Annotated in this window: 26 protein-coding genes; 24 read left to right on the top strand and 2 right to left on the bottom strand. The window is 48.9% G+C overall.

All coding sequences use genetic code 11. From position 1 onward, the window contains the following. Window positions 1-12 precede the first annotated feature (12 nt). The gene (locus tag M1Q06_RS09280; protein WP_434399435.1) at window positions 13-1143 is read left to right on the top strand and encodes a conserved virulence factor C family protein; all 1131 of its coding nucleotides are present in this window, start codon (window positions 13-15) and stop codon (window positions 1141-1143) included. A 71-nt stretch (window positions 1144-1214) separates the two neighbouring features. Further along, entirely contained in the window at window positions 1215-1520 is a 306-nt protein-coding gene (locus M1Q06_RS09275; RefSeq protein ID WP_112231763.1) for a hypothetical protein, read from the top strand. 109 nt (window positions 1521-1629) lie between these two features. On the opposite strand, the gene M1Q06_RS09270 is transcribed toward M1Q06_RS09275, so the two are convergent. Further along, entirely contained in the window at window positions 1630-2379 is a 750-nt protein-coding gene (locus M1Q06_RS09270) for an excalibur calcium-binding domain-containing protein (protein ID WP_434399434.1), read from the bottom strand. A 374-nt stretch (window positions 2380-2753) separates the two neighbouring features. Between M1Q06_RS09270 and M1Q06_RS09265 the strand changes: the two genes are divergently transcribed. From M1Q06_RS09265 to M1Q06_RS09190, 16 genes are all read left to right on the top strand, one after another. Beyond that, window positions 2754-3188: a BrxA/BrxB family bacilliredoxin gene (locus M1Q06_RS09265; RefSeq protein WP_112231767.1), complete on the top strand. Its 435-nt coding sequence runs from the start codon at window positions 2754-2756 to the stop codon at window positions 3186-3188. Continuing rightward, window positions 3185-3967 (top strand): class I SAM-dependent methyltransferase, encoded by a 783-nt coding sequence (locus tag M1Q06_RS09260; protein WP_434399433.1) that lies wholly within the window; start codon window positions 3185-3187, stop codon window positions 3965-3967. The genes M1Q06_RS09265 and M1Q06_RS09260 overlap by 4 nt, the downstream gene beginning before the upstream one ends. 594 nt (window positions 3968-4561) lie before the next feature. Further along, complete coding sequence (locus tag M1Q06_RS09255; RefSeq protein WP_434399432.1) at window positions 4562-5155, top strand: YpjP family protein; 594 nt, start codon at window positions 4562-4564, stop codon at window positions 5153-5155. 123 nt (window positions 5156-5278) lie between these two features. Next, window positions 5279-6220: a thymidylate synthase gene (locus M1Q06_RS09250; RefSeq protein ID WP_101805069.1), complete on the top strand. Its 942-nt coding sequence runs from the start codon at window positions 5279-5281 to the stop codon at window positions 6218-6220. A gap of 19 nt (window positions 6221-6239) precedes the next feature. Further along, the gene (locus tag M1Q06_RS09245; RefSeq protein WP_434399431.1) at window positions 6240-6737 is read left to right on the top strand and encodes a dihydrofolate reductase; all 498 of its coding nucleotides are present in this window, start codon (window positions 6240-6242) and stop codon (window positions 6735-6737) included. Beyond that, complete coding sequence (locus M1Q06_RS09240; RefSeq protein WP_434399430.1) at window positions 6730-7449, top strand: lysophospholipid acyltransferase family protein; 720 nt, start codon at window positions 6730-6732, stop codon at window positions 7447-7449. Before M1Q06_RS09245 ends, M1Q06_RS09240 begins: the two co-directional genes overlap by 8 nt. Before the next feature lie 63 nt (window positions 7450-7512). Next, on the top strand, window positions 7513-8352 hold the full coding sequence (locus M1Q06_RS09235; protein WP_434399429.1) for a DegV family protein: 840 nt from the start codon (window positions 7513-7515) through the stop codon (window positions 8350-8352). A 29-nt stretch (window positions 8353-8381) separates the two neighbouring features. Further along, window positions 8382-9179 (top strand): GDSL-type esterase/lipase family protein, encoded by a 798-nt coding sequence (locus tag M1Q06_RS09230; RefSeq protein WP_434399428.1) that lies wholly within the window; start codon window positions 8382-8384, stop codon window positions 9177-9179. Window positions 9180-9190: 11 nt separating this feature from the next. Next, the gene (locus M1Q06_RS09225) at window positions 9191-9766 is read left to right on the top strand and encodes a YpmS family protein (protein ID WP_101190405.1); all 576 of its coding nucleotides are present in this window, start codon (window positions 9191-9193) and stop codon (window positions 9764-9766) included. Between the two features lie 16 nt (window positions 9767-9782). Next, window positions 9783-10313 (top strand): peptide-methionine (S)-S-oxide reductase MsrA, encoded by a 531-nt coding sequence (msrA, locus tag M1Q06_RS09220; RefSeq protein WP_434399427.1) that lies wholly within the window; start codon window positions 9783-9785, stop codon window positions 10311-10313. Then, window positions 10310-10735, top strand: coding sequence for a peptide-methionine (R)-S-oxide reductase MsrB (msrB, locus tag M1Q06_RS09215; RefSeq protein WP_434399426.1), 426 nt, complete (start codon window positions 10310-10312; stop codon window positions 10733-10735). Before msrA ends, msrB begins: the two co-directional genes overlap by 4 nt. A gap of 52 nt (window positions 10736-10787) precedes the next feature. After that, window positions 10788-11003 (top strand): YozE family protein, encoded by a 216-nt coding sequence (locus M1Q06_RS09210; protein ID WP_121297509.1) that lies wholly within the window; start codon window positions 10788-10790, stop codon window positions 11001-11003. 69 nt (window positions 11004-11072) lie between these two features. Further along, a complete protein-coding gene (gene deoD, locus M1Q06_RS09205; RefSeq protein ID WP_121297508.1) occupies window positions 11073-11777 on the top strand; it encodes a purine-nucleoside phosphorylase in 705 nt (234 codons plus the stop codon). Window positions 11778-11880: 103 nt separating this feature from the next. Continuing rightward, a complete protein-coding gene (locus tag M1Q06_RS09200) occupies window positions 11881-13410 on the top strand; it encodes a S41 family peptidase (protein ID WP_434399425.1) in 1530 nt (509 codons plus the stop codon). Between the two features lie 63 nt (window positions 13411-13473). Further along, the gene (locus tag M1Q06_RS09195) at window positions 13474-14355 is read left to right on the top strand and encodes a CobW family GTP-binding protein (protein ID WP_121297507.1); all 882 of its coding nucleotides are present in this window, start codon (window positions 13474-13476) and stop codon (window positions 14353-14355) included. After that, the gene (locus tag M1Q06_RS09190) at window positions 14352-14591 is read left to right on the top strand and encodes a hypothetical protein (RefSeq protein ID WP_434399424.1); all 240 of its coding nucleotides are present in this window, start codon (window positions 14352-14354) and stop codon (window positions 14589-14591) included. Before M1Q06_RS09195 ends, M1Q06_RS09190 begins: the two co-directional genes overlap by 4 nt. Here M1Q06_RS09190 and M1Q06_RS09185 read toward each other — a convergent pair. Then, window positions 14585-15934, bottom strand: coding sequence for an MATE family efflux transporter (locus M1Q06_RS09185; protein ID WP_434399423.1), 1350 nt, complete (start codon window positions 15932-15934; stop codon window positions 14585-14587). The genes M1Q06_RS09190 and M1Q06_RS09185 overlap by 7 nt on opposite strands. 109 nt (window positions 15935-16043) lie before the next feature. Here M1Q06_RS09185 and M1Q06_RS09180 point away from each other — a divergent pair, with 109 nt between their 5' ends. The 6 genes from M1Q06_RS09180 to M1Q06_RS09155 all read left to right on the top strand — a co-directional run bounded on the left by M1Q06_RS09180 (window position 16044) and on the right by M1Q06_RS09155 (window position 24811). Continuing rightward, window positions 16044-17120 carry an undecaprenyldiphospho-muramoylpentapeptide beta-N-acetylglucosaminyltransferase gene (locus M1Q06_RS09180; protein WP_434399422.1) on the top strand — a complete coding sequence of 359 codons (1077 nt, stop codon included), beginning with the start codon at window positions 16044-16046 and terminating at the stop codon, window positions 17118-17120. A gap of 23 nt (window positions 17121-17143) precedes the next feature. After that, complete coding sequence (dapF, locus tag M1Q06_RS09175; protein ID WP_434399421.1) at window positions 17144-18091, top strand: diaminopimelate epimerase; 948 nt, start codon at window positions 17144-17146, stop codon at window positions 18089-18091. Between the two features lie 18 nt (window positions 18092-18109). Further along, complete coding sequence (locus tag M1Q06_RS09170) at window positions 18110-19756, top strand: diguanylate cyclase domain-containing protein (RefSeq protein ID WP_434399419.1); 1647 nt, start codon at window positions 18110-18112, stop codon at window positions 19754-19756. A gap of 244 nt (window positions 19757-20000) precedes the next feature. Further along, entirely contained in the window at window positions 20001-22829 is a 2829-nt protein-coding gene (locus tag M1Q06_RS09165; protein WP_434399418.1) for a 2-oxoglutarate dehydrogenase E1 component, read from the top strand. A 24-nt stretch (window positions 22830-22853) separates the two neighbouring features. Continuing rightward, a complete protein-coding gene (odhB, locus tag M1Q06_RS09160; RefSeq protein WP_101190396.1) occupies window positions 22854-24134 on the top strand; it encodes a 2-oxoglutarate dehydrogenase complex dihydrolipoyllysine-residue succinyltransferase in 1281 nt (426 codons plus the stop codon). A 77-nt stretch (window positions 24135-24211) separates the two neighbouring features. Further along, window positions 24212-24811, top strand: a complete 600-nt coding sequence (locus M1Q06_RS09155) for a DedA family protein (RefSeq protein WP_121297499.1) — start codon at window positions 24212-24214, stop codon at window positions 24809-24811. The last annotated feature ends 41 nt before the right edge of the window (window positions 24812-24852 follow it).

Here is a 24852-nt window from a genome sequence, read left to right as displayed (position 1 = left end):
GGAGGGATTATCTTGAAAATAGTAGCTATTGAACCGACTCCAAGCCCGAATACGATGAAAGTGATCATCGACCAGGAATTGCCGTTCGGGAAAAGCCATAATTACAAGAAAGACCAGACGGAAGGCGCGCCGAAAGAAGTGCAGGAAATCTTAGAGATCGATGGCGTCAAAGGCGTCTACCATGTGGCGGATTTCCTTGCCGTCGAACGCAACGCAAAATCCGACTGGGAAGGCATTCTTGCTGATGTCCGGCGCGTCTTCGGCGAAGGCAATGGCTCCGAGGAAGAACTCGAGATCGATGAGCATTTCGGTGAAGTGTATGTCCATGTCCAGGAATTCAAAGGCATTCCGCTGCAAGTAAAAGTGTTCGATTCGCAATCGGAAGAGCGCTTTGCGATGCCGAACCGTTTTGTGCAGGCGATGAACAAAGTCATGGACCCAACTGATGAAAACTTCATTTTCCAGCGCAAATGGGCAGATTACGGCGTCCGCTACGGCGAAAAAGAGGAAATCGGCAAAAGCATCGTCGAAGAAATCGAAGCGGCTTACCCTGACGACCGTTTGGAATCCTTGACCAGCAAAACCGAATCAAATGAATCGGCTGGCAAAATCGACAAACGCAGAGTATCGCTGGAAGAATTCGACGCACCGGATTGGGAAACGCGCTTTCAATTGCTCGGCCAATTGGTTGAAGCGGATCTTGAGGATTTGCCGTTGTTAGGAAAGGCATTGGAAGACGACAAAATGTCGATCCGCCGCCAAGCAGCCATCTATCTCGGCGATATCGACGACGAAGCGGTCGTACCTTACGCTGAACAGGCGATGAGAGACAAGTCATGGGCGGTCCGTCGCACAGCTGGTGATACCATCAGCGACCTTGGCTTCGAAGCGTTCGAGCCGATCATGATCGAAACCTTGCAAGACAAGAATAAGCTCGTGCGCTGGCGTGCCGCGATGTTCTTGTATGAAACCGGGACAGAAAAAGCGCTTCCGGCACTTAAGGAAGCGGAAAATGACCCTGAGTTCGAAGTGAAGCTTCAGATCAAGATGGCGATTGCCCGCATCGAACAAGGCGAAGAAGCGCGCGGTTCGGTATGGAAGCAAATGACCGAAGCCCGCCAGACGATGAAAGACAATAAGTAAGAGGCAAATGTTTCCCGCCTCCTTCCTTGAGGTAAAGAGCAATACGACGCTTTACTTGGAGGAGATAGAAAATGGCTGAAAAACAAGTGTATTCGATAGAAGTGCTTTGCCGAGGCAAGTACGAATCGTGGGAATTCGAGCAGGAAGACGAACGCGACAGGTTTTATGAGTCGGTGAAGAAAGAATTCGCCGATCATGCGTTCGAAGAAGAGCCGACGGATGTGGAAGATACGGAAATCCTGCAGCTGAGCGCCAATTCCATGCATATCGATGAGGAAGGCGAAGTGGACCAGAAAATGCGCTATGACTGGTTCCATTACGATAGTTTCGGGGATATGCTGGCGTATATTAATGAACATTATAAAGAAAAACATTAGTTGGATCCCAGTAAAAAAATGGCAGCAAACTGCATGTATGCAGTTTGCTGCCATTTTTTTACTGGGATTAGTTAGCGATGACCAATGCTGAGAAAAATCACAATGATTTTTATTCACAGCCGACACCGTCACCGTCTCGATCGAGATGCTTACCGTATCCGGGGTCGCCACGGTAAACAGGGGCGGCCCCGTCTTCCCGGGCCGCAGTGCAATTGTCATACTCTACCGAAGCAGTTGATGAAGCCGGGGCTGCGGCAGCTGTTGATGGTTCATTAGAAACTTGAGGAGTCGAGTCTTCAGCCTGTGCTGTTAAACCTGAAATGGTGTCATTTAACGCGTCATTTTCAGCTTGAGCATCAGCGAGCTGTTTTTCGAGAGCGCTTATATTTTCCGTCAAACCTTCTTTTTCTTGATTGAATGTTTCTTTTTGTTTTTTCAATTCGTCAGTTGCATTTTCATTTTCCGCCATTTTTACGGTCATCTCTTCAATCAGTTCTTTATTCGTAGTGTTTTCTTCACTCAATAAAGCCAATTCATTTTTTTTGTCGTTCCAATCGCTCTGTAATTCATTGTATTTAGTTTCTAAGTCGTTTTTTTCAGCGGCAATTTCCCTGTTCTCGAATTCAAGTTCATCGTTTAACACCAGTAAATTATCACGCTCGGCTTCCATTTGCCTGGTCCCTAGAAAATCAAAAATGAGTATGGAAAGCGCCAATACAGCAAAAGCGATAAAAGCATTTCGCCCATAGCCCTGTGGCCCATGGGCTTTTTTAGTTGATTTGACCATTAACCATTGAATACCAAAAACAGCAAAAAGGATTCCAGCAGCCACAGCCAGTAGGATGAAAAACGCTTGCATTAAACTCCCCCCTTAACCTTTTTTGTGAGTTTATAACAGCGGAAGAGAGAGACTATGGTAAACCAATTTTTGAAACACTGAAAATTGATATCATCAATGGTAAATTATTATAAAAGTTAAATTAATTATAACATATAAGTAAATTTTTTATGTTAAAAAAATGATAATAAATAACTTTTTGATATTTCGTGGAGTCTGAAAAAAACGCAAGAAGATTTTTTGGATGTCCAATTTTGGAAAGATGATTTCAGTCCAGGATATGTGATTAAAATCATTTACATGTCAACAAATGAAATTAACCTTCAAGTAAGTTAGAATAAAGAGTGGAGAAGTAAAACCATTCTTATAAAAAATTAAAGAAAGCAGGGATATATATGAACGCATACGATGAATACATGAAGGGCATTGTCGTCCCGATGCGCAAAGAATTGACGGAATCCGGATTCACGGAGCTGACGACGGCTGAAGATGTCAATGAACATATGAGCACGGCACAAGGCGTGAGCCTCGTGATCATCAACTCAATCTGCGGATGTGCCGCAGGGCTTGCACGCCCGGCAGTACGCGAAGCGGTTGAACTGTCTGAGCATAAGCCGGATCATTTGGTGACAGTATTTGCTGGGCAAGACAAGGAAGCGACAGCGCAGATGCGCCAGTATTTTGAGGAAGTGCCGCCATCGTCTCCTTCAATCGCAGTCTTGAAAGACGGGCAGCTTGCGCATTTCATTCCGCGCGAAGAAATCGAAGGCTTTGAGATGGAACAAGTGCGTGATGCCGTGAAACAAGCGATCGAGGAAGCAGCGCAGTGAAGACGGTCGTCACGACCGCTTACCGGCCGACTGATGCGACTAAGCGCTGTGCACAAGAGACCGCACAGCTCCTTGGTCTGCAGGTAGTCGAGCGCAATAAGCGGCCGATCTACAAACTGCACGAAGAACTGGCTGCGGACATCATCGTCTGCAAAAAAGAACGGCTCGAGCTTTATCCAGTCGGACAAAGCGAGCCGTTCTTTTTTCATCCCAATTCGGCGGCATTTCGCTCGAAGCGGCCATTAGAAAACGATCCACTTGTTGAAGTGTCCGGACTCGGGCCAGGAGATGCCTATCTGGATTGCACGCTCGGCATGGCAAGTGATGCGCTCATTGCTTCGCTTGTCGTTGGAGGCACAGGAAAAGTCGTTGGTTGTGAAAGCGACCCGGTCATCGCCCATGTCATCCGGGAAGGCTTGAAAAATTATCAGGACATGCCGAAGCTGCACGAATCGATGAGGCGCATCCAAGTCGTCCCGCAAAATGCGGTCGATTATTTGAAGGGCCTTGATGATGATGCCTTCGATGTCGTTTACATGGATCCGATGTTCACGGAACAGATTGCCGAAGCGTCGAACTTCGCGCCGCTCCGGAACAATGCGGACCACGGGCAATTGACGGAGGAATGGGTAGAGGAAGCGAAGCGCGTCGCTAGGAAAAGCGTCGTCTTGAAAGCGCATTTCCGCTCGACTGATTTTGAGGCGTTCGGCTTCAAGCGGCGCGTGCGCCCAAATACGAAATTCCATTTCGGTGTCATCCAAATGAATAAGACCCAATAAAAAATCTCCCAAAAGCGGGAGATTTTTTTCGGAGTGTTGAAGAAGTCTGAAATCCATTATAAATTAAACGAAGATTATCTTTTCCGCATTCAAAAATCAATGATGTGGTTTAGTGTTTAAAGAAGCGTTCGTTCGTAAACCCTTCTGCTCAATAATGCTGCGCATTACTTCGCAAAGATAAGCTCTCACGTAGTTCGATCTTATTTTTCCTGCGGGAGCAGCGAAGCGACGGGTTTGAGAGACCCCGCAGAGAGCGTAGCGATCGAGGAGGCTCGATTCCCGCCCGCGGAAAGCGAGCGATAAGCTTCGGAAAATACGGCTTCTTACCTTTCTCGACACAATAAAAAAATCTCCCAAAGCGGGAGATTTTTTTAGTCTGTAAAGGATAGCGAAGTCAAATACACAAGCATAAACAATAGACCCAATCCAATCAATAATGACGCGTCCATGAAAATTCCTCCTTTTTGAAAAAAACAAGGCGTGCTTACTCGCTTTATTGTACAATGAATTAGAAGAAGATGAAACCTTTCCACATAAAAATCGTTTATTACAATAGTAAGCTTGACAAAATGTTCAAAATTGAAGGTGATGAATGTGAAAAGCTGGTGGCAAAAATCCTTGATGGTCGTAGTGGCGGTCCTAACATTGGGCGCAATTACACCGAACCATATGATTTGGGAGTCCTTGCTCGATGAAAAAGGGGAACCGAAATCACATGCAAGCCAAGGGGATACGAAACAATATACGATAGAATGGATCGACCCGGAAGAGTATTATGTGACGGCAGACTCGATTTTGGCCGATTTCCGCCAAGCCGCTGAAGAGCAGTCCTATATGAAATTCGGTTCGCGCATTGGCCCGGTGATCGACTCGGAATTCCGTACGCGCATTTTGCCGACGATCCAGGACGTCATCGACACGGAACTGGCTGCATACGGCAAAGACAGATTGCGCAATTTGGCGATTTCCGAAAAACCGTCCGGCGACCACGCCGAGAAAATCTTTCACGTCTATGACAAAGACAGCGGGCAAGATGAAATCCGCTTCCATGTCCGGACTGAGAAAAAACCGCTTGAAGGCTATTCGTTCAATTTCCATTACCATTTGGCAAGCGATCAGTACCAGCGTCACATCAGCATCGGGGACATCTACTGGTCAAAAAATACACCGCCTAAATGGCTTTCCTGAAACCGTTATCACCATAACGGTTTTTTTTAATGCGCCCATTTCTTTCTTCGGATGTGATACTCTTAAAGTTTTTCTTATTCGATTTGTTTTTGTTATGATGATACTAATAATGGAGGGAATTGCATGAAACAATATTTAGCGTTGTGTGAACATATTCTGGATCAAGGAGCCAAAAAAGAAGACCGTACGGGGACCGGGACGCTCAGCGTATTCGGCCACCAGATGCGCTTTGACCTGGCAGAGGGCTTCCCGCTCATGACCACCAAAAAAACAGCGTTTCGCCTGATCGTCTCTGAACTTCTCTGGTTCATCAAAGGCGATACGAACGTCCAAACTTTATTGAAAGATAATAACCACATTTGGGATGAGTGGGCATTTGCCCAGTGGGTCGAAAGCGATGAATACGACGGACCGGACATGAATGATTTCGGTAGGCGGGCACAGCGCGATCCGGAATTTGCAGAACTGTACAAACAGCAAATGACGCTGTTCCAGGAAAAAGTACTGGCAGATGACGAGTTTGCAAAAAAATACGGTGATTTGGGGCCGGTTTACGGCAAGCAATGGAGATCGTGGGCAGCGACTGACGGCGGCCAGATTGACCAGTTAAAAAATGTCGTTGAATCGATCAAGAACAATCCAGACTCGCGCCGCCATTTGGTAACGGCATGGAATCCGGAATTCATCGATGATATGGCGCTTCCGCCTTGCCACATCATGTTCCAGTTTTACGTAGCAGACGGCAAATTGTCGTGCCAGCTATACCAAAGAAGCGCGGACGTCTTTCTCGGCGTGCCGTTCAATATTGCGTCCTACGCCCTTTTGACGCATCTCGTTGCACAGGAATGCGGGCTCGAGCCTGGTGAATTCATTCATACGACCGGCGATACGCATCTTTATGTGAACCATTTAGAACAAGTGCAGGAGCAATTGAGCAGAGAACCGAAAGCTTTGCCAATTTTGAAATTAACAGAAGGCAAATCGATGTTCGATATGGACATGGAAGACATTCAAATCGAGGGCTATGACCCGCATCCGCGGATCAAAGCGCCTGTTGCTGTATAACGGCCAAGGAGGAGAACTTATGATTTCATTGATGGTGGCGCATGACCAGGATCACGTAATCGGCAAGGACAATCAATTGCCGTGGCATATTCCGGGAGATTTGGCCTATTTTAAAAAACACACCCTCGGAAAAGGCATGGTAATGGGGCGCAATACTTTTGAATCGATTGGCCGTCCCTTGCCAAAGCGGCGCAATATCATCGTGACGCGCAACACGGAATACACAGCACAAGGCGCCGACATCACCCATAACCTGGAAGATGCCATCGAATTGGCCAAAGAGCAGCACGACGAAGTAATGATTATCGGCGGCGAGCAGATTTTCCGTGAAGCCTTACCGATCGCCGACAGGCTGTATATTACACTGGTTCATCAACCGTTCGAGGGAGATACGTTTTTTCCTGAATACGGAAGGGAATGGAAGTTAGTATCGGAGTCTGAACGCCAACACTCGAACGGCATCCCGTATTCGTATTTGGTGTACGAACGAAACACAGGGGGAGAATCAGGTGATTAAGTCCGCCCGAACATTTTCTTATCTATTCGGCTATTTGCCGATTGCTGCAACCAATCTGGCGAAGTTCAAAAAGCGTAAAGCGGGCATGAGCCAAGAGGAATACAGCAAGCTGATCCATAGCGAACCCCAGAAATGGGCGGCAGGCATCATGAAGCGGACGGGCAGCCAGGTCGAAGTGAGCGGGCTCGAACACTTACCGGAAGGGCCCGTGTTATTTGTCAGCAACCACGAAGGCAACTTCGACATCCCAGTGCTGTTGTCGTCGATCCCTAAACCGTTCGGCTTTATTTCCAAAGAAGAAGTGAGGAAATTTCCGATCATCCCGTCTTATATGGAAGAGATGAATTGCGTATTCCTCGACCGCACCGATCGCCGCAGCGCGTTCAAGTCCATCACCGATACCATCGGAAAGCTTCACGAAGGCCATTCCATTTTGATTTTCCCGGAAGGCACGAGAAGCAAAGGGCAAGGGCTCAAGGAGTTTAAAGCAGGATTCATGCGCATCGCAAAAGAAGCTGGCGTACCGGTTGTGCCGATCGCCATCGAAGGCACATCGCGCATAATGGAAAACAACAATAACCAAATCCGCCCGGCCCGTGTAAGGGTTCAAGTGCTTGAACCCTTAACTCCGCAAGAGCTGGACGCTGCGGGCGTGAAAGCGGTGCAATTGGTCAGAAGCCGTATTGAACAAGCGCTGGCTGATGTTCAGTAAATCGTTTGTGTGAAAAGTTAATCCCATTAACACCCTATAAGCAGATGAAATGGAAGTGATCGAATGTCGAAAATTCACATTGTAACGGATTCGACTGCTGATTTGAAAGCAGAAGAAATAGAAGCATACGGGCTACACGTCGTTCCGTTGTCGATCCAAATCGGGGGCAAGACCTATCTCGACCGCGTCGATTTGGAACCGGAAGCTTTTCTTGAACTGATGAAGAATTCGGATAAATTCCCGAAGAGCTCCCAGCCGGCACCAGGCGTTTTCAAGGAGCTCTATGACGAACTCGGCAAGGACGGAAGCCAAATCATTTCAATCCATATGACCGGGGGCATGAGCGGCACCGTGGAATCTGCTCGAACCGCTGCGGAATTGACCGCTTCCGATGTCACCGTCATCGATTCCCGTTATATTTCCCATGCCCTGACGTTCCAGGTATTCGAAGCTGCAAACATGGCGAAGCAAGGCAAAACCGTCCAGGAAATCGTCGAACGCGTGGAGCTGGTGCGGCGCAATACGAAACTGTATGTCGTAGTCGATACGCTCGATAATTTAGTCAAAGGAGGGCGCATCGGCAAAGGCCGTGCGATGATCGGATCGTTCTTGAAGATCAAACCGATTGCTTCTCTTGACGACGGCGAATACACCCCTGTCGCCAAAATGCGCAGCCATAAGCAAGTGGTCGATTATTTGGTGAAAGATTTTGCTGAACGCACAAAAGGCAAAGTGGTCAAAGGTGTCGGCATCGCCCAGGCAAATGGCCAGTCGATGGCCGAGCCGCTGCGCGAAAAAATCAAGGAAACCGGCTTTACCGCCGTACGCTATGATTTCACGACTCCGGTCATTTCCACGCATACGGGAATTGGCGCCATCGGGTTCATGTATTACACGGAGTAAATTAAAAGAATCATAAAGGAGAGACGGACGTGAAACGCATCCTGTATATTGTCATCGCTTTATCGATTGTGCTTGCGGGATGTGCTTCAACGTTCAATTTCGGTAAAGAAGAAGCGGCGCCGCGCTTGCCGGTGGAATTCACCCCTTACACCGTCCCGCCGAACTTCATCCCGCAAACTGTCATCATCACGGCCCTTGGCGATTCTTTGTCACAAGGAGTGGGTGATACGGAGAACCGCGGGGGCTATGCCGGCCGCCTGGCGATCGAAATGGCGGAATGGCCGGGGGTGGAAGGCATCGCCCTTGAAAACACAGCGAAGCGCGGCAGAAGAAGCGACCAATTATTGGCGCTGTTCCAGCAAGGCAAGCTGTCCGGTCCGTTGCTCGCTTCGGATTACATTTTCATGACAATCGGCGGCAACGACGTCATGCGCATCGTGAAACGGGATTTGTTTTCGCTGAATATCGATGCATTCACCGAAGAGTTAATTCTTTACCAGAACCGCTTCGAGACCATTTATGCATCCATCCGTTCATTGAATCCATCTGCGCCGCTCATCGTCGTCGGCCTGTACAATCCGTTTTCACTGGTGACGGATGAAGTGGAGGAATTCGATCAAATCATCGCCTCCTATAATGGAGTCATGCAAGAAACAGTGGAAGACGATCCGCATGCCTGTTTCGTCCCTGTCAGCGATTTATTCGTCGGCAACGAGAATTTGGTATATCATACCGATTTTTTCCACCCAAATAGCAAAGGCTATGACTTGATGGCTGAGCGGGTATCGGAAAGAATGGAGCAATGCGGAATCAGCTTCCAAGGATAGGAGGTGGAAAGATGAAGAAATGGCGTTTTGCCTTTTTCGTGCTATTGGTGTTGAACCTTATTGCCGTCATTGGATTTTTCCTGTTCATTACAACACCATCCGATAACTTTAAAACCTATCAAGCGGAAAGCAGCCCGCCGCCTGAAGGCAATACCGTCGTCGTCAATACGACAAAAGCCGATTTTGAAGGCATTGCGAATACCTATATCGCCGATGCGATGGAAGGCCAGCCGATGCCTTTGCGCCTCGCGGTGACTGACAATGTCAGTTTGTCGACCGAGTTAACGGTCTTCGGGGTGACCTTGCCGATCTTGTTGACATTCGACCCGGTCGTGCTGCCGGATGGCAATTTGCTGTTGGAACAGCGTTCGGTCGAAGTCGGACGGCTCGACATACCACCGGAATCAGCGTTAAAATTGCTTCGAGACTCCGTGGATCTTCCAGAATTTATGGAAGTACTGCCGAAAGAAGAGGAAGTCGTGTTGAATCTCACCGAAATTCCCATCAACGGCGGCGTTTCAGTACGCGCAACATCGTTCGACCTTGAAGAAGACGACATCCGTCTTTTAGTAACGATTCAGCCATAATGTGAGGAGGAGTAAGATGAAGACAGAAAAAGCGACATTTGCCGGCGGCTGTTTTTGGTGCATGGTACAGCCTTTTGATTCACTCGAAGGTATCGAAGCGGTCGTCAGTGGCTATACAGGCGGCGATTTGCCGAATCCGACCTATGAGCAAGTCTGCACAAACTTGACCGGCCACCGGGAAGCTGTTGAAATCACGTTCCAGCCGGAGCTTTACCCTTATGAGCAACTGCTAGAAGTGTATTGGTCACAGATCGACCCGACCGATGCGGGCGGCCAGTTTTTCGACCGCGGTGATTCTTACAAAACCGCCATTTATTACCATACGGAAGAACAGCGGATCGCTGCTGAAGCATCCAAACAGCAATTGGAGCAGTCGGGCAAGTTCACTAAACCGATTGCAACGGATATTTTACCGGCGAAGGAATTTTATCCAGCCGAAACGTATCACCAAGATTATTACGAGAAAAACCCAACGCATTATAACCGCTATGCGACAGGATCCGGTCGCAAGGCATTTATCCAAAACCATTGGGGGGAATCAAAATGAAACACGATTTGAAAGCGAAATTGACGCCGATGCAATACCACGTCACGCAGGAAAACGGTACTGAGCCGCCGTTCCAAGGTGAATTCGACCAGCATTTCGAAGAAGGCATCTATGTCGACATCGTCTCGGGCAAACCCTTGTTCAGCTCGAAAGACAAATTCGACGCACATTGCGGCTGGCCGAGTTTTGCTAAGCCGATCGAAGGCGAAGAAGTCAAAGAAAGCTTCGATACGAGCCACGGCATGAGACGGACTGAAGTGCGTTCTGCTTCAGCCGATTCGCATCTCGGCCATTTATTCCCGGACGGGCCATCTGAACTTGGCGGCTTGCGCTACTGCATCAACTCCGCAGCATTGCGTTTCGTTCCGAAAGACCAATTGGAACAACAAGGCTATAGCGAGTATTTGCAGCTATTTGAATAAAAAGGCAGCCTGGACTCCGGTCCGGGCTTTTTGCTGAAAGGAGGGGCCTCTCGTGAATCGCTCGTTTTATCAATTTGCATTGAAATACCGCGGCAAGCTTGTACAGGATGAATATTCCCAATTTGCCGAGGCGATGTTTTTGGACCACAGCTTTCCGAAAACGAGTACGGATTTCCAGGAGATTTCGCAATACGTCGAAGAAAAGGCGCATCCCGTTCTCCAAGCTTCCACATTCGACCGCATGTGGGAAGAATACGAGGCAGGTTGAGGCTCTTCATTGCACTTAGCTAAAAAAAACAGTATGATTAAATCGACTAAAATAAAGTGAGGTTTTATGATGAGTGTCCACATTAATGCTAAAAAAGGCGATATCGCCGATACAATTCTGCTTCCTGGAGACCCGCTTCGCGCGAAGTACATCGCGGAAACATTCCTTGAAGACGTAACATTGTATAACGAAGTCCGCAATATGTTCGGCTACACGGGTACATACAAAGGCAAACGCATTTCCGTTCAAGGAACGGGCATGGGTGTCCCGTCGATCTCGATCTATGTGACGGAATTGATGCAGGAATACGACGTGCAGAAATTGATCCGCGTCGGCACTTGCGGTTCGATCCACAAAGATGTCAAAGTGCGCGATGTCATCCTTGCACAGGCAGCTTCGACGGATTCGAAAATGAACGACATCATCTTCAACGGCATCACGTATGCGCCGATCGCCAACTTCGACCTTCTGCAAAAAGCTTATGCAGCAGGGCAGGAAAAAGGCTTGAACTTGCGCGTCGGGAACGTATTTACAGAAGACGTCTTCTACAACGAACACGCAGAGCACGAAAAATGGGCGCAATACGGAATTCTAGGCCTGGAAATGGAATCTTCCGCATTGTACACGCTAGCAGCGAAATTCGGCCGCAAAGCGCTATCGATTCTAACAGTCAGCGACCATCTATTGACTGGTGAAGTAACTTCTGCAGAAGAACGCCAAACAACTTTCAACGATATGATTGTTGTGGCATTGGACGCAGCGATCCAAGACTAACAGGAAAAAGACTGTCGAGGCAGTCTTTTTCTTTTAACCCCGCCAAGTTTCGGAAGAGTGTTTGAAACTTGCTGTCAAGTGAATGAAGAAAGTGGTGAAACATATGGACGAAAAGCGACCGGGCGAAGAACAACAACCCGAAGCGCAGGCGGCAGAGGAACCGAAGCCGCATTTTATTCGAATGAAAACCTTCTATTTCATTATGCTCGTCTTCTTCTTGATTATCGCGACAGCGGGCATCACCGTTTTCGCTTTAACTTTCGGAGAAGATAAAGCAGTGGAAGTGAATAGCCCTGAGCGCCAGGAATTCCAGAAGTTATATTCGGCTTATGACCAGATTGAGCAGGAATACTTCGAGGAAGTGGAACAGGAAGAATTAATCAATGGTGCCATCAATGGCATGGTGGATGCACTTGGCGACCCGTATTCCGATTATATGGATGAAAAAGAAGCTGCCCAGTTCATGGAAGGCATTTCCTCCAGCTTTGAAGGAATCGGTGCAGAAGTCCAAGAGCGCAACGGTTATGTGACGGTTGTTTCGCCGATCAAAAATTCACCGGCAGAAAAAGCAGGTGTCTTGCCAAATGACCAGATATTGGAAGTTGATGGAGAAAGCATTCAAGGTTTTTCTACGACTGAAGCGGTCATGTTGATTCGCGGTGAAAAAGGAACCGAAGTGACCTTAACGATCCAGCGCGGCGAGAATGCAGATCCGATCGAAATTACGATTGTCCGTGATGAAATCCCGATCGAAACGGTGTATGCGGAAATGGTCAATGACCAAGTCGCCCACATCAATATCACCAGTTTCTCTGAAAACACATATGATGAACTGCAGAAAGCCATCGCTGAAATGGAAGAACAAGGCATGGAAGCAGCAGTCCTCGATGTGCGCCAGAATCCAGGTGGCTTGTTGAATACAGCACTCGATATTTCGAACTTGTTCATTGAAGAAGGCAAGGAAATGTTCGAAGTGCAGGCAAAAGGCGAAGAGCCGGAAGTGTATTTGGCTACAGGCGGCGATAAATTGGATATCCCGGTCACATTATTGATCGATGGAGGCAGTGCATCGGCTTCTGAGATTTTGGCAGGAGCGATGAGCGAATCCGCGGATGTTACTTTGGTCGGAGAGAAAACCTTCGGGAAAGGGACCGTCCAAACAGCGAATGACCTTTCGGATGGCTCAAACTTGAAGTTCACAACCGCCAAATGGTTGACGCCGGATGGCAATTGGATCCACGAAGAAGGCATCGAGCCGGATGAAGTGGTTCCATATCCAGAATATGCATCCTTACCGTTCCTTGACCCGTCAGTGGAATTGAAAGATGGCAGCATATCCGAACAAGTACAGACGGCAGAAAAAATGCTGGATGCACTCGGTTATGAAGTCGGCGAAATCGACGGCGTGTTCGAAGAAGAGATGGAGCAGGCCGTAACTGAGTTCCAGGAAGCGAACGATCTGGAAGCGGACGGTGTATTGACCGAAGACACGACGTATGCAGTCATGGACCAATTGCGCGAAAAGATCAATACGGAAGATCCTCAGCTCCAGGAAGCAACAGATATCCTGATGGAGCAGGCTGGCTTAGCAACGGAAGAACCGGCGGATGAAGAAGCTGACACAGAAGAATAAGTTTGTTGAAAAGGCCCGCTTCCGGCGGGCCTTTTCTTGCATAATGAGAGAAAGGGTGAGTTGATGGTTGATGTGTATTTGTTCAGTGGGTTTCTCGGCAGCGGGAAAACGACCTTGCTGAAAAAGATGATTATGGAATTTAAAGAAAAAGGCTTGAAGCCGGCAGTGTTCATGAATGAACTCGGATCGATGAATTTCGATTCGGAAGAAGTCGGGGACGGGGTGCCGCTTAAGGAAATTCTGGATGGCTGCATTTGCTGCAGCGGCTCGGAAAAATCGGAAGCGCAGATCCAGACTCTGCTCGCGGAGTCTGAATTCGATGTGTTGCTGATCGAAACGACAGGAGCGGCACATCCCGTCGAAGCACTCGACGCGATTTTCTCGCCTTTGTTTGCGGAGCGCTTGAACTTCCGTGGCATTGTCACCGTGGCGGACAGCAAACGCTTTTTAGAGCGCCAGCAATTGTCTCCGCAAATCCGCTCGCTGTTCATCGAGCAAATCCGCCACGCCGATTTATTATTGGCGAATAAAACGGATTTGCTGAGCGAATCGGAACAAAGCCAAGCCATTTTCGAGATTCAGCAAATCAATCCGACGGCGCGCATCGTCCAGACGGTCCATGCCAAAGTGCCGCTAAAATTGCTTGAATCTGTGAGCCCTGCACAGCGCGGGCCGGTCGAACAAGCACCGGTGTCAAAATTGAATTTGCAGACGAAGATCGTGTCATTTGATGAGCCAATCGAGCGCGAAGCGTTTGAGGAATGGCTGCGCAATTTGCCGGATACGGTTTACCGCATCAAAGGCTATCTTACGCTTTCTGGCCATAGCTATCCGCATTCTTTCCAGTATGCTTATGGCATGGTGCAGTGGCTGCCAGAATACATGAAGCTGCGCAACCAGATTGTGCTGATCGGTGAAAACCTTGAGGAGCTGTCAATGCCATGATTGAGGCGTATAAACGATTATGGCCGCACAGGCAAGGGGTGCAACGCATCACGACACAAGACGAGTTGGAGGCAAGCATACGCGTGGAGCTGAACGACGAACTGACGCATCCGCGTGTCCGCAAATCAGTGGAAGAAAAGCTGGAGTTGGCGGTCGAACGAATTGGGGAGTCTGCGCTTATGGAAGAGGAAAAAACACAATTGATCCAGCTATACAAAAAACTTGCCGCTCAATGAGCGGCAAGTTTTTTTTGGATGATCAACAGGCGGATCGATAAAGTGACGGCGCCTGCCGTGAGTCCGACGATTAGGCCGACCCAATAGCCGAACGCACCAAGATCGGTAAACGTGGCGAACAAATAGCCGGAAGGCAGCCCGATAACCCAATAGGAAATGAGCGCCATGATGAACGTGATATTGACGTCCTTATAGCCGCGCAGCGCCCCTTGAACCGGAGCTTGGACGGCGTCCGACACTTGGAACAAGGCAGCGAAGATCAGGAATTGGACAGCGAGCCCGATGACGGCGGGGTCGGATGAATACAACTCGGCGATCGGTTCTCGCAGGAAATAGAGAATGCCCGACGAGATGACACTGAGCGTCACGGCAGCGCCGACGCCAAGCCAGCTGTATTGCTTAGCATGTGACGCGCGTTTTGCCCCGACTTCAAAACCGACCAGGATCGTCGCGCCCATCGATATGCTGAGTGGCAGCATATAGAGGAGCGAGGCGAAGTTCAAGGCGATCTGGTGGGCGGCGATGGTGATCGTCCCGTACACAGACATCATGAACGTCACCGCAGAAAAGATGCTCGTTTCGGCAAAGATCGAAATGCCGATCGGCACGCCGATGCCGGTGATTTCTTTCCATCTGCTTAAGGAAGGGCGAGCCCATTTGCGGAAAATCCCAAATGACTTGAACGGTTCATTCGTGTGGATGATGAACGCGGCAATCGCCAACACGAGCCAATACGTGATCGCTGAAGCCATACCGGCACCCGGGCCGCCCAGTTCAGGGAAGCCGAAGTTTCCGAAAATCAGCAAATAATTGAAGAACACATTAATCGGCGCCGACATCAAAGTGATGAACATCGTTACGCGCGTGGCGCCGAGCGCATCGATATACGAGCGCAGCGCATTATAAGCGAATAGGGGCACCAGCCCTAAGCTCATCGCGAAAATATAGCGGCTGGCCACATCGTTGACGCCGGGCTCGAGATCCATGAAGCCGAGCATCCAATCGATGCCGAAGAAGAAAAAGGCGAAGACGATCGCCGCCAGGATGACCGCCAAGTAAATCCCTTGCTGCACGGCGTCTTTCACGCCATCTTTTTTCTTGGCCCCCATCAATTGTGCTACAATTGGAGTAATGGACATGAGGATGCCGGCAAGTCCGATATACACCGGAACCCAAAAAGAGGATCCAATCGACACGCCGGCAAGATCCTCGGTCCCGTAGCGGGCGGTCATGTAAATATCGAAAAAAGTCACCATATACATAGCGACTTGGGTGATGAGAATCGGCAGGACGATTTTCATTAACAATTTGAGTTTTTCTTGAGTCGTTTCTGTTTCGTACATATACATAGCCTCCCAATACACTTGCAATACCAAATAAAACGAGTATATCACACAAACCGCGCAAAGTGATGAAGACACATATGTGCATAGTAGGAGAGTAGGACAACAGATGGAAAACAAGACAATCATTTTAACGGGCGGCGGGACAGCCGGCCATGTTTCTCTAAATCAGGCAATCATTCCGGAACTGGAAAAACTCGGGTTCCGTGTAGAATATATCGGCTCCAAAGAAGGAATTGAAAACGAATTAATCAGCGATTCGTATCCGGAGATCACCTATCACGCCATTTCCAGCGGCAAACTGCGCCGTTATTTCTCCATGAAGAACTTCACGGATCCGTTCCGTGTCGGGGCAGGATTGACGCAAGCCTTGAACATCATCCGCAAAGTGAAGCCGGTCGCGATCTTTTCAAAAGGAGGTTTCGTCTCGGTGCCGGTTGCGATGGCGGGGCGTCTCGCAGGCGTGCCTGTCATCATTCACGAATCCGATGTCACGCCAGGCCTTGCAAATAAATTGGCGATTCCTTTTGCGGACCATATCTTTACGGTCTTCAAGGAAACGATGCGCCATGTGCCGAAAGAGAAATCGACTTGCACGGGCTCGGTCATCCGCAGCGAATTGCTCGATGGCTCAGCTGCGAGCGGCAGGGAATTATGCCATTTCGACAACACCCATAAAGTATTGATGATCATGGGCGGAAGCCAAGGGTCTGCGCTTATCAATGATGCAGTGCGCGAAAATCTGGATACATTGACCAAGCAATTCAACATCATCCATTTATGCGGAAAAGGCAATATCGATGAACGTCTTGAAGGCCACGAACAGTATTGCCAGTTTGAATACGTGACGCATGAATTGTCGCATCTTTTGCATTTGACGGACCTGGTCGTCTCCCGGGCAGGATCGAATTCGATCTTTGAATTTTTGGCATTGAAAAAGCCGATGCTGCTCATTCCTTTATCGAAGCAAAAAAGCCGTGGGGACCAGATCTTAAATGCTAATTTGTTCGAAGCGCAAGGCTTTGCCCATGTGCTTGAGGAAGAACAAGTGAATGCTGAAAGCTTCATGGCGGCAATTGAGCGCCTGGTAGCTGAAGAAGAGCAATTGATCCACGCAATGACAGAAGCAGAGCCGCCGAAAACTGCTTATGAAATGGCGAAATTGGTAGCTGCCCACGCAAAATAAACTCGAGCTGAAGAGGTGTCGTTATGGAATTACTGAAAGTACATGGTTCAATGAATACATTTTTTCTCTATGAAGGAAACGACCGCAAGGATTTTCCGCAATTAACGAAGCAACTGGCGACACTTGATGAGCAAATAGACGGCCTCTTGACGGTCTCGCCATCCACACACGCTGATGCGAAAATGCGTGTTTTCAATACGGACGGCTCTGAAGCGTCCATGTGCGGCAACGGCTTGCGCTGCGTGGCGCGCTTTGTTTGCGAGCGGGAAGGCATCGATCAGGCAGTGATCGAAACGATGAAAGCGGATTTGGCAGTGCAGAAAGAACCGGAGATTGACGCTGGCGTGAACATGTACGGCGTGGAAATTTCGCCGGTATCTTTCCAGCTTGCCGATTTGCCGATGACGCTCGAAACGCATACGGAATGGCGCCAGCAAGCGCTGCCTTTTATCGATGCTGACATTCCGTTTACGGCTGTCGCTGTGCCGAATCCTCATTTGATCGGGATCGTCGGCAAGGAATTGCAGAAAGATCCGTCACATCAGGAAAAATGGGCGGCATATTTTAACGGCGATAACCCGTATTTCTCGGATGGCGTCAATTTAAGCTATGTGACACCAATAGAAGAAGGGATTTTTGTCCGGACCTATGAAAGAGGCGTCGGCTTTACGGATGCCTGCGGTACGGCCATGACGGCTTCCGCCTTGGTCAGCTGTCTTGCGGGGCTTGTTCCATTCGGGGACGTTTCCGTCTTTAACCCAGGTGGTATGGTTAACTGTTCGGTAAAATCCGAAGGTGGCCACTATCGATTGAAGTTGAGCGGCAATGCGACATATTTGGGCGTTTATCGCTTCCATGCCGGCGCGGCTTTAGCAGACAGCGAGCTGGAATTGGTGAAACAGTCGGATGAGCAGCCGGCTTATGAAAAATTCATTGAGAAAATCAGCGGTGCGACAGCAGGGCTGAGATAACAGAAAGCGGTGGATTCGATGTCGGGACCTTTTACGAAAGAGCAAATGGATATGCTGTACGGGAAAGCGGCCGACCCGGTCTATTTCATGCAGCAGCAGGGCAACGGCTTCGTTTATGCTTGGGTCAATCCGGTCTGCCGGGAGATTTTCGGGATCGATTTGACGGGCCGCAGCGTAGAACAATGCATGCCGAGGGAATTGGCGCTTGAAATCCATAAGCAATACCGGATTGCGATCAAGCGCAATGAACGCCATCGATACAGGGATTATAGCTTGTTCTCCGACCGCGGAACCGCGATGGAAACCGAACTGACCCCTTTCAGCCATGAAGGCACGCAATATGTGTTGGCGGTCACGAGAGATGTGACCGAACAAAAGAAAATCGAAGAGGATTATTTGTTCTATCAATCGCTTGTCCAAAATTCAGTCGACCCGATGTTGATGATTTCAGCGGATTTCACGATCCTCGATATGAACCCGGCTTACGAAAAAACGTTTGGCGTGCACCGTAAGGAATGGCTCGGCCACAATTACGATGATATCCCGCAGGACAAACAGAAATTTTTTGAAATGGGCAAGCTTCTTCTTGAAAACAGCACAAGCACTCATAAGGCGAGTTCGATTTTTTTGACCCGCATCAAAAGCGATGGCCGCGAAGCGAAGTTTTCGGCCAGTTATTCATTGATCAAGGAAAACGGGATTATCCGTGCTTTTCATGTCGTGTTCCGTGAGCTAACGAATGAATTATTATTGAAGCATGAACTGAAACGGACGGAGAATATTCTGGAAAGCTACAAAGATGCACTGAATTACGCAGCGCTCGTCCTCATTTGGGATAACTCCGGTATGATTGAATTTGCCAATGAAAATTTCAAGAAGTTGACGGGCTTTGACAGCAGTGAATTGACTGGGATGAATATCCAGTCGATTGGACAGGCGATCATGTCCAGCCAACAACTTGCCCATCTCCAGTCGGTTCTGAAAAAAGGCGAGATTTGGCGTGGGCAAGTGCGCAGCTTAAAAAAGAATGGCCAGCCGTTTTGGGTAGATGCCACAATCATTCCGCTGTTTGATGTCGAAGGGCGCATCTATCAAATGCTGTCCATCTTATTTGACATCACCGACCGCAAAGAAATGGAAGAGCAATTGCATCATATGGCGTATCACGATCCGTTAACGAATTTGCCGAACCGCCGGATGATGGTCAAGCATTTTCGTGAAATGGAAGCCAAAAGCAACCGGACAGGAGACCAAGTCGCTGTCTTGTACATAGATGGCGATAATTTCAAGGAAATCAACGACCGGCATGGCCATGAAATCGGGGATGAATTCATTCATCAATTTGCCCGGGCGCTTGAACGCAGCATACGAAAACACGATGTAGCGGCGCGCATCGGCGGAGACGAATTTCTCATCCTGCTGCCCGGCATATCCGCGATCAATAGCCGGAGCCAGATTGAGAACATCATCTCTCGAATTCAGCAAACATTGAAAGATGGATGGGCAATCGACGCCCAGCATTTCTCGCCGACGTGCTCAATTGGCAGTGCTTTGTATCCGGAAAATGGGAGCGATTTCGAGGAGCTGATCCAAAAAGCCGACCATGCGCTGTATGAGGCCAAGAAAAAAGGCGGAGGCATTGTTTGTTTTCATGGCGAATCATGAGTTTCTTCCATTAAAAGATGGAAATTCTGCCACCTTGCAGGCATGTAAGCGCTTCAATGCGCTTTAGCTGAATCTTTTCAACCAAAAGCATTGTTTTTTTCAGTGGAAGTAGTAAGATTGATATGGAAATTCGTTCAGTACCGCTACAGCCCTGCCGCTTTAAGTCGGGCGAGGGGCGTGCTAAAATAGGAAAGACCTATAAATAAAAGTGAATGCCATAAGGCAAATAGTTGGAGGTTATTCAATGTCTACCAATCAACCGGACACAAAATCCCCATGGAATTCCATAACCGGCCCGAACTTAGGGTACGTGATGGAGATGTACGACCTTTACCAGGATTCCCCTGAATTGATCGATCCTGAGTTTGCAGAGCTATTCAAACAATACGGCCCCCCTACAGAGCAGCCTGCCGTACAGACAGGCGATGCTACTGGCGCTGCTTCTGGTGTAGCAGTCGAACCGAACCGTTTTGAAAAAGTATTGGCAGCGGTTAATTTGGCGGAAGCTATCCGTGCACATGGCCATTTGGCTTCGGATATCTATCCGTTGAAAGACCAGCCGCGTGATACGGAAAGACTGGAAATTTCGAAATATGGCTTGACTGAAGCCGATTTGAAAGATGTTCCCGTATCTTTGATCCTGGAAAATCCTCCAGCCGAAGTGAAAAACGGCCTCGATGCAATCAATTACCTGAAATCGCTTTACACGGACAAAATCGCTTACGAATTCGCGCACGTCATCCAACCGCAGGAACGCAGCTGGATCCAGTCGAAAATCGAAGCGGGCGATATGAAGCCGAAACTCGATGCCGACAAGAAAAAACAGGTATTGGATCTTTTGACGCGCGTTGAAGGATTTGAGAAGTTCGTCCACCGCACATTCGTCGGGCAAAAGCGCTTTTCTATCGAAGGTGTCGATTCGCTTGTCGTCTTGATGGATGAACTGGTCCGCATGTCTGAATCGGCAGGCACTGAAAACATCATGATCGGCATGGCCCACCGCGGTCGCTTGAATGTGTTGACGCACATCCTCCATAAACCGTACGAAATGATGTTCGCTGGATTCGCGCATGTCGGCGATGAAGCGTTCCTTCCGGAAGACGGGTCACTTGAGATCACCAAAGGTTGGTTCGGCGATGTGAAGTACCATATGGGTGCTGCTCACAGTTCCAAAGCAGGAACTAAGATCAAACTTGCCTATAACCCATCCCACCTGGAAGTCGTGAGCCCGATTGTGACAGGGCAAACACGCGCTGCGCAGGAAATGACAGCACAGAGCGGCTTGGCACCACAAGACGCGAATAAAGCCTATTCAATCCTCGTACACGGCGATGCCGCGTTCCCAGGGCAAGGCATCGTGACGGAAACCTTGAACTTCAGCCGCATCAAAGGTTACCAGACGGGCGGATCGATCCACATCATCGCCAATAACCTGATCGGTTTCACAACGGAACAGCACGATTCCCGTTCGACGCATTATTCATCAGACCCTGCAAAAGGCTTTGAAGTTCCGGTACTTCATGTCAATGCAGACGATCCGGAAGCTGTTGTAGCTGTTGCCCGCTTCGCGTTTGAATACCGCGAGAAATTCGGCAAGGACATCCTGATCGACTTGATCGGCTATCGCCGCTATGGCCATAATGAAATGGACGAGCCGTTAGTGACGAACCCGATGATGTATCACGGCGTTCACCAGCACGATACGGTCCGTGAATTGTACGGAAAACAATTAGCTTCCGAAAGCGTGCTTTCAGAAGATGAAGTCAAAGAGCTTGATGCAGACATCCAAAAAGTGATGCAGGAAGCGTATGACAAAGTAAAAGAAAACAAATCCGACGATCATCCGAAATTAGAGATGCCGGAAGCTGTCTTGAATGGTTTCCCGGAAATCGAAACGGGCGTCGGCAAAGACGTCCTTGAAAAGATGAACAATGAACTATTGTCATGGCCACAAGACTTTTCCGCATTCGGCAAATTGGCGCGCATCCTGAAACGCCGCGAAGAGCCATTCAAAGGAAAAGGCAAAATCGATTGGGCCCATGCAGAAACTTTGGCTTTCGGTGCCATTTTGCAAGAAGGCAACCCGATCCGCCTCACAGGGCAAGATGCACAGCGCGGAACCTTTGCACACCGCCATCTTGTGCTGCATGATGAGAAGAACGGCAACGAACTTGTTCCGCTTCACCACATTTCCGACTCGAAAGCATCATTCGTCGTCTACAACAGCCCGTTAAGTGAAGCTTCTATTCTTGGCTTCGAATACGGCTATAACGTAGAGAACGACAAAGCTTTAGTCATTTGGGAAGCTCAATATGGAGATTTCGCCAATATGGCACAAGTCATGTTCGACCAATTCATTTCGTCCGGCCGCGCAAAATGGGGCCAAAAATCCGGCCTGGTTATGCTGCTTCCGCACGGCTATGAAGGGCAAGGCCCGGAACACTCCAGTGCACGTCTCGAGCGTTATTTGCAGATGGCTGGAGAAAATAACTGGACAGTCGCTAACCTATCCAGCGCAGCAAACTATTTCCACATTCTCCGCCGCCAGGCGAAAATGCTTGGGGAAGAAGCGATCCGCCCATTGATCATCGTGTCGCCGAAGTCACTTCTGAGACACCCGCTCGTCGGGGCTGAAGTCGATCAATTGGCAGAAGGCAAGTTCGAGACAGTGATCGAACAGCCGGGCATGGGGCAGGATGCGAAGAAAGTGAAACGCCTGCTATTCGCTAGCGGTAAGATGGCCATCGATTTGGCGGAACGCGTCAAAGACGGAAAAGACTACGAGTGGGCGCATATCGTCCGCGTCGAGCAGTTGTATCCGTTCCCGGCTGAAAAAATCAAAGCGATTGTCGACCGCTACCCGAATGCCAAGGAATTGGCTTGGGTCCAGGAAGAGCCGCAAAATATGGGGTCTTGGTCATTTGCCGACCCTTACTTGCGCGAACTCGCAGATGGCAAAGAAGTGAAATACTACGGACGCATGAAGCGCCAAAGCCCTGCAGAAGGCGACGGCGAGTCACATAAAGTCGAACAGGCACGCATCATCGATGAAGCTCTAGCTAAATCGAAATGATGAACTTTTAAGGAGGAATTAATTGTGGCAGAGATCAAAGTACCGGAATTAGCAGAATCGATTACAGAAGGAACAATCGCCCAGTGGCTGAAACAGCCAGGCGATACAGTAGAAAAAGGGGAATTCATCGTTGAACTTGAGACAGACAAAGTCAATGTTGAAGTCATCTCTGAAGAAGCGGGCGTCGTTCAGGAATTGCTCGCTGAAGAAGGCGATACAGTTGAAGTCGGCCAAGTAATCGCAACAGTCGGAGAAGGCTCTGGCGAAGCGGCAGCTTCAGCACCGAAAGAAGAAGCGAAAAAAGAAGAAGCACCAAAAGAAGATCTTGCTAAAGAAGAAGCGAAGCAAGAAGCTCCTGCAGACCAGGAAGCTGCGCCTACAGAAGAAGAAAGCACTTCTTCTGACCGCACAATCGCAAGCCCAGCAGCCCGCAAATTGGCTCGTGAAAAAGGCATCGACCTGGCTTCTATCACCCCAGTAGACCCAATGGGCCGCGTACGCGTCCAAGACGTTGAAGCACACGGTTCGAAACCGGCAGCGGCTCCAGCTAAACAGGAAGCACCAAAAGCTTCTGCACCTGCAGCGCCTTCTTCTGATGAAGAAAGCGGCCGCGTAGTCCGTCAAAAAATGACAAGACGCCGCCAGACCATTGCTAAGCGTTTGCTTGAAGTGAAGCAATCGACTGCCATGCTGACGACGTTCAACGAAATCGACATGACCAATGTAATGGAACTGCGCAAGCGCAAGAAAGACAAATTCCAGCAAGACCATGACGTTAAGCTTGGATTCATGTCATTCTTCACAAAAGCAGTAACTGCTGCATTGAAAAAATACCCATACGTCAATGCTGAAATCGATGGCACGGATGTGCTCTTGAAGCAATTTTATGATGTAGGGATCGCTGTATCGACTGAAGAAGGCCTTGTAGTGCCGATCGTCCGCGATACGGATAAAAAGAACTTTGCAGAAATCGAAGCGTCTATCGGCGAATTGGCAACAAAAGCACGCGACAAGAAATTGTCGATCGGCGATATGACCGGCGGATCGTTCACGATCACAAACGGCGGTGTCTTCGGTTCACTCTTGTCTACACCGATCTTGAACGGTACGCAAGTCGGGATCCTCGGCATGCATACGATCCAGAAGCGCCCGATCGCAGTGGGCGACAATGTTGAAATCCGTCCAATGATGTACGTAGCGCTATCGTATGACCACCGTGTCATCGATGGCAGCGATTCTGTCGGCTTCTTGAAAACAGTGAAAGAATTGATCGAGAACCCAGAAGACCTATTGCTTGAATCTTAAGACCACTCCAGAAGGCAGCTCCATTGCGGGGCTGCCTTTTGTTATGGGATAATGTGGCATAGAGACGGGGGATTTGGATGGAGCTGGATTTTTTATGGGAAATGGCGATGGAATACGGGTACTTGAGCATGTTCTTGGTGAATTGGCTTTTGTTGTTTGGCCTGCCGATTCCGAATGAATTCGCGGCAGCGTTTTCAGGTGTCGTGACAGAAACGAGCGATTTCAAGCCGCTTCCAGCTTTTTTATCAGCATATAGCGGGTTGGTCACGAGCAATTTATTTGCTTACGGGCTCGGGTGGCTGTTCGGCCATCGCTTAATTGAATGGCTGCAAACGACATTTCTGCAGAATGGCATTGAACGCTTCCGGCAATTTTTAGCCCATAAAGGCAATTGGGCAATTGCATTCAGCTTCTTCCTGCCCGGTGTGCGCTGGGCGATGCCTTATGTCGTAGGGGCCGACCGCTTTCCACTTGGCCGTTATTTGCTATTCGCGATGCCTGCCGGATTTGTCTGGACCATCACGTATTTCACATTAGGCCGCAGTTTTCCATATGCTTATGAAGCGATTCTTGGGAATTTACAATGGTTTTTGATCGCTTTATCGAGTATCGCGGTCATCGGGTTGATTGGGTATCTGGCAATCACGCGAAAGGGCGGCAAGGGAGGGCAAGTTTGAATTCCCGTACAATTTTCCTTATACTGAATAGAGTAGCAGAA

It is taken from the genome of Planococcus sp. 11815, from assembly GCF_051096385.1.
In the GTDB taxonomy this organism is placed as follows: Bacteria; Bacillota; Bacilli; order Bacillales_A; family Planococcaceae; genus Planococcus; species Planococcus citreus.
The sequence above is the reverse complement of the archived record's forward strand: the minus strand, read 5'-3'. Positions and strand labels throughout refer to the sequence as shown.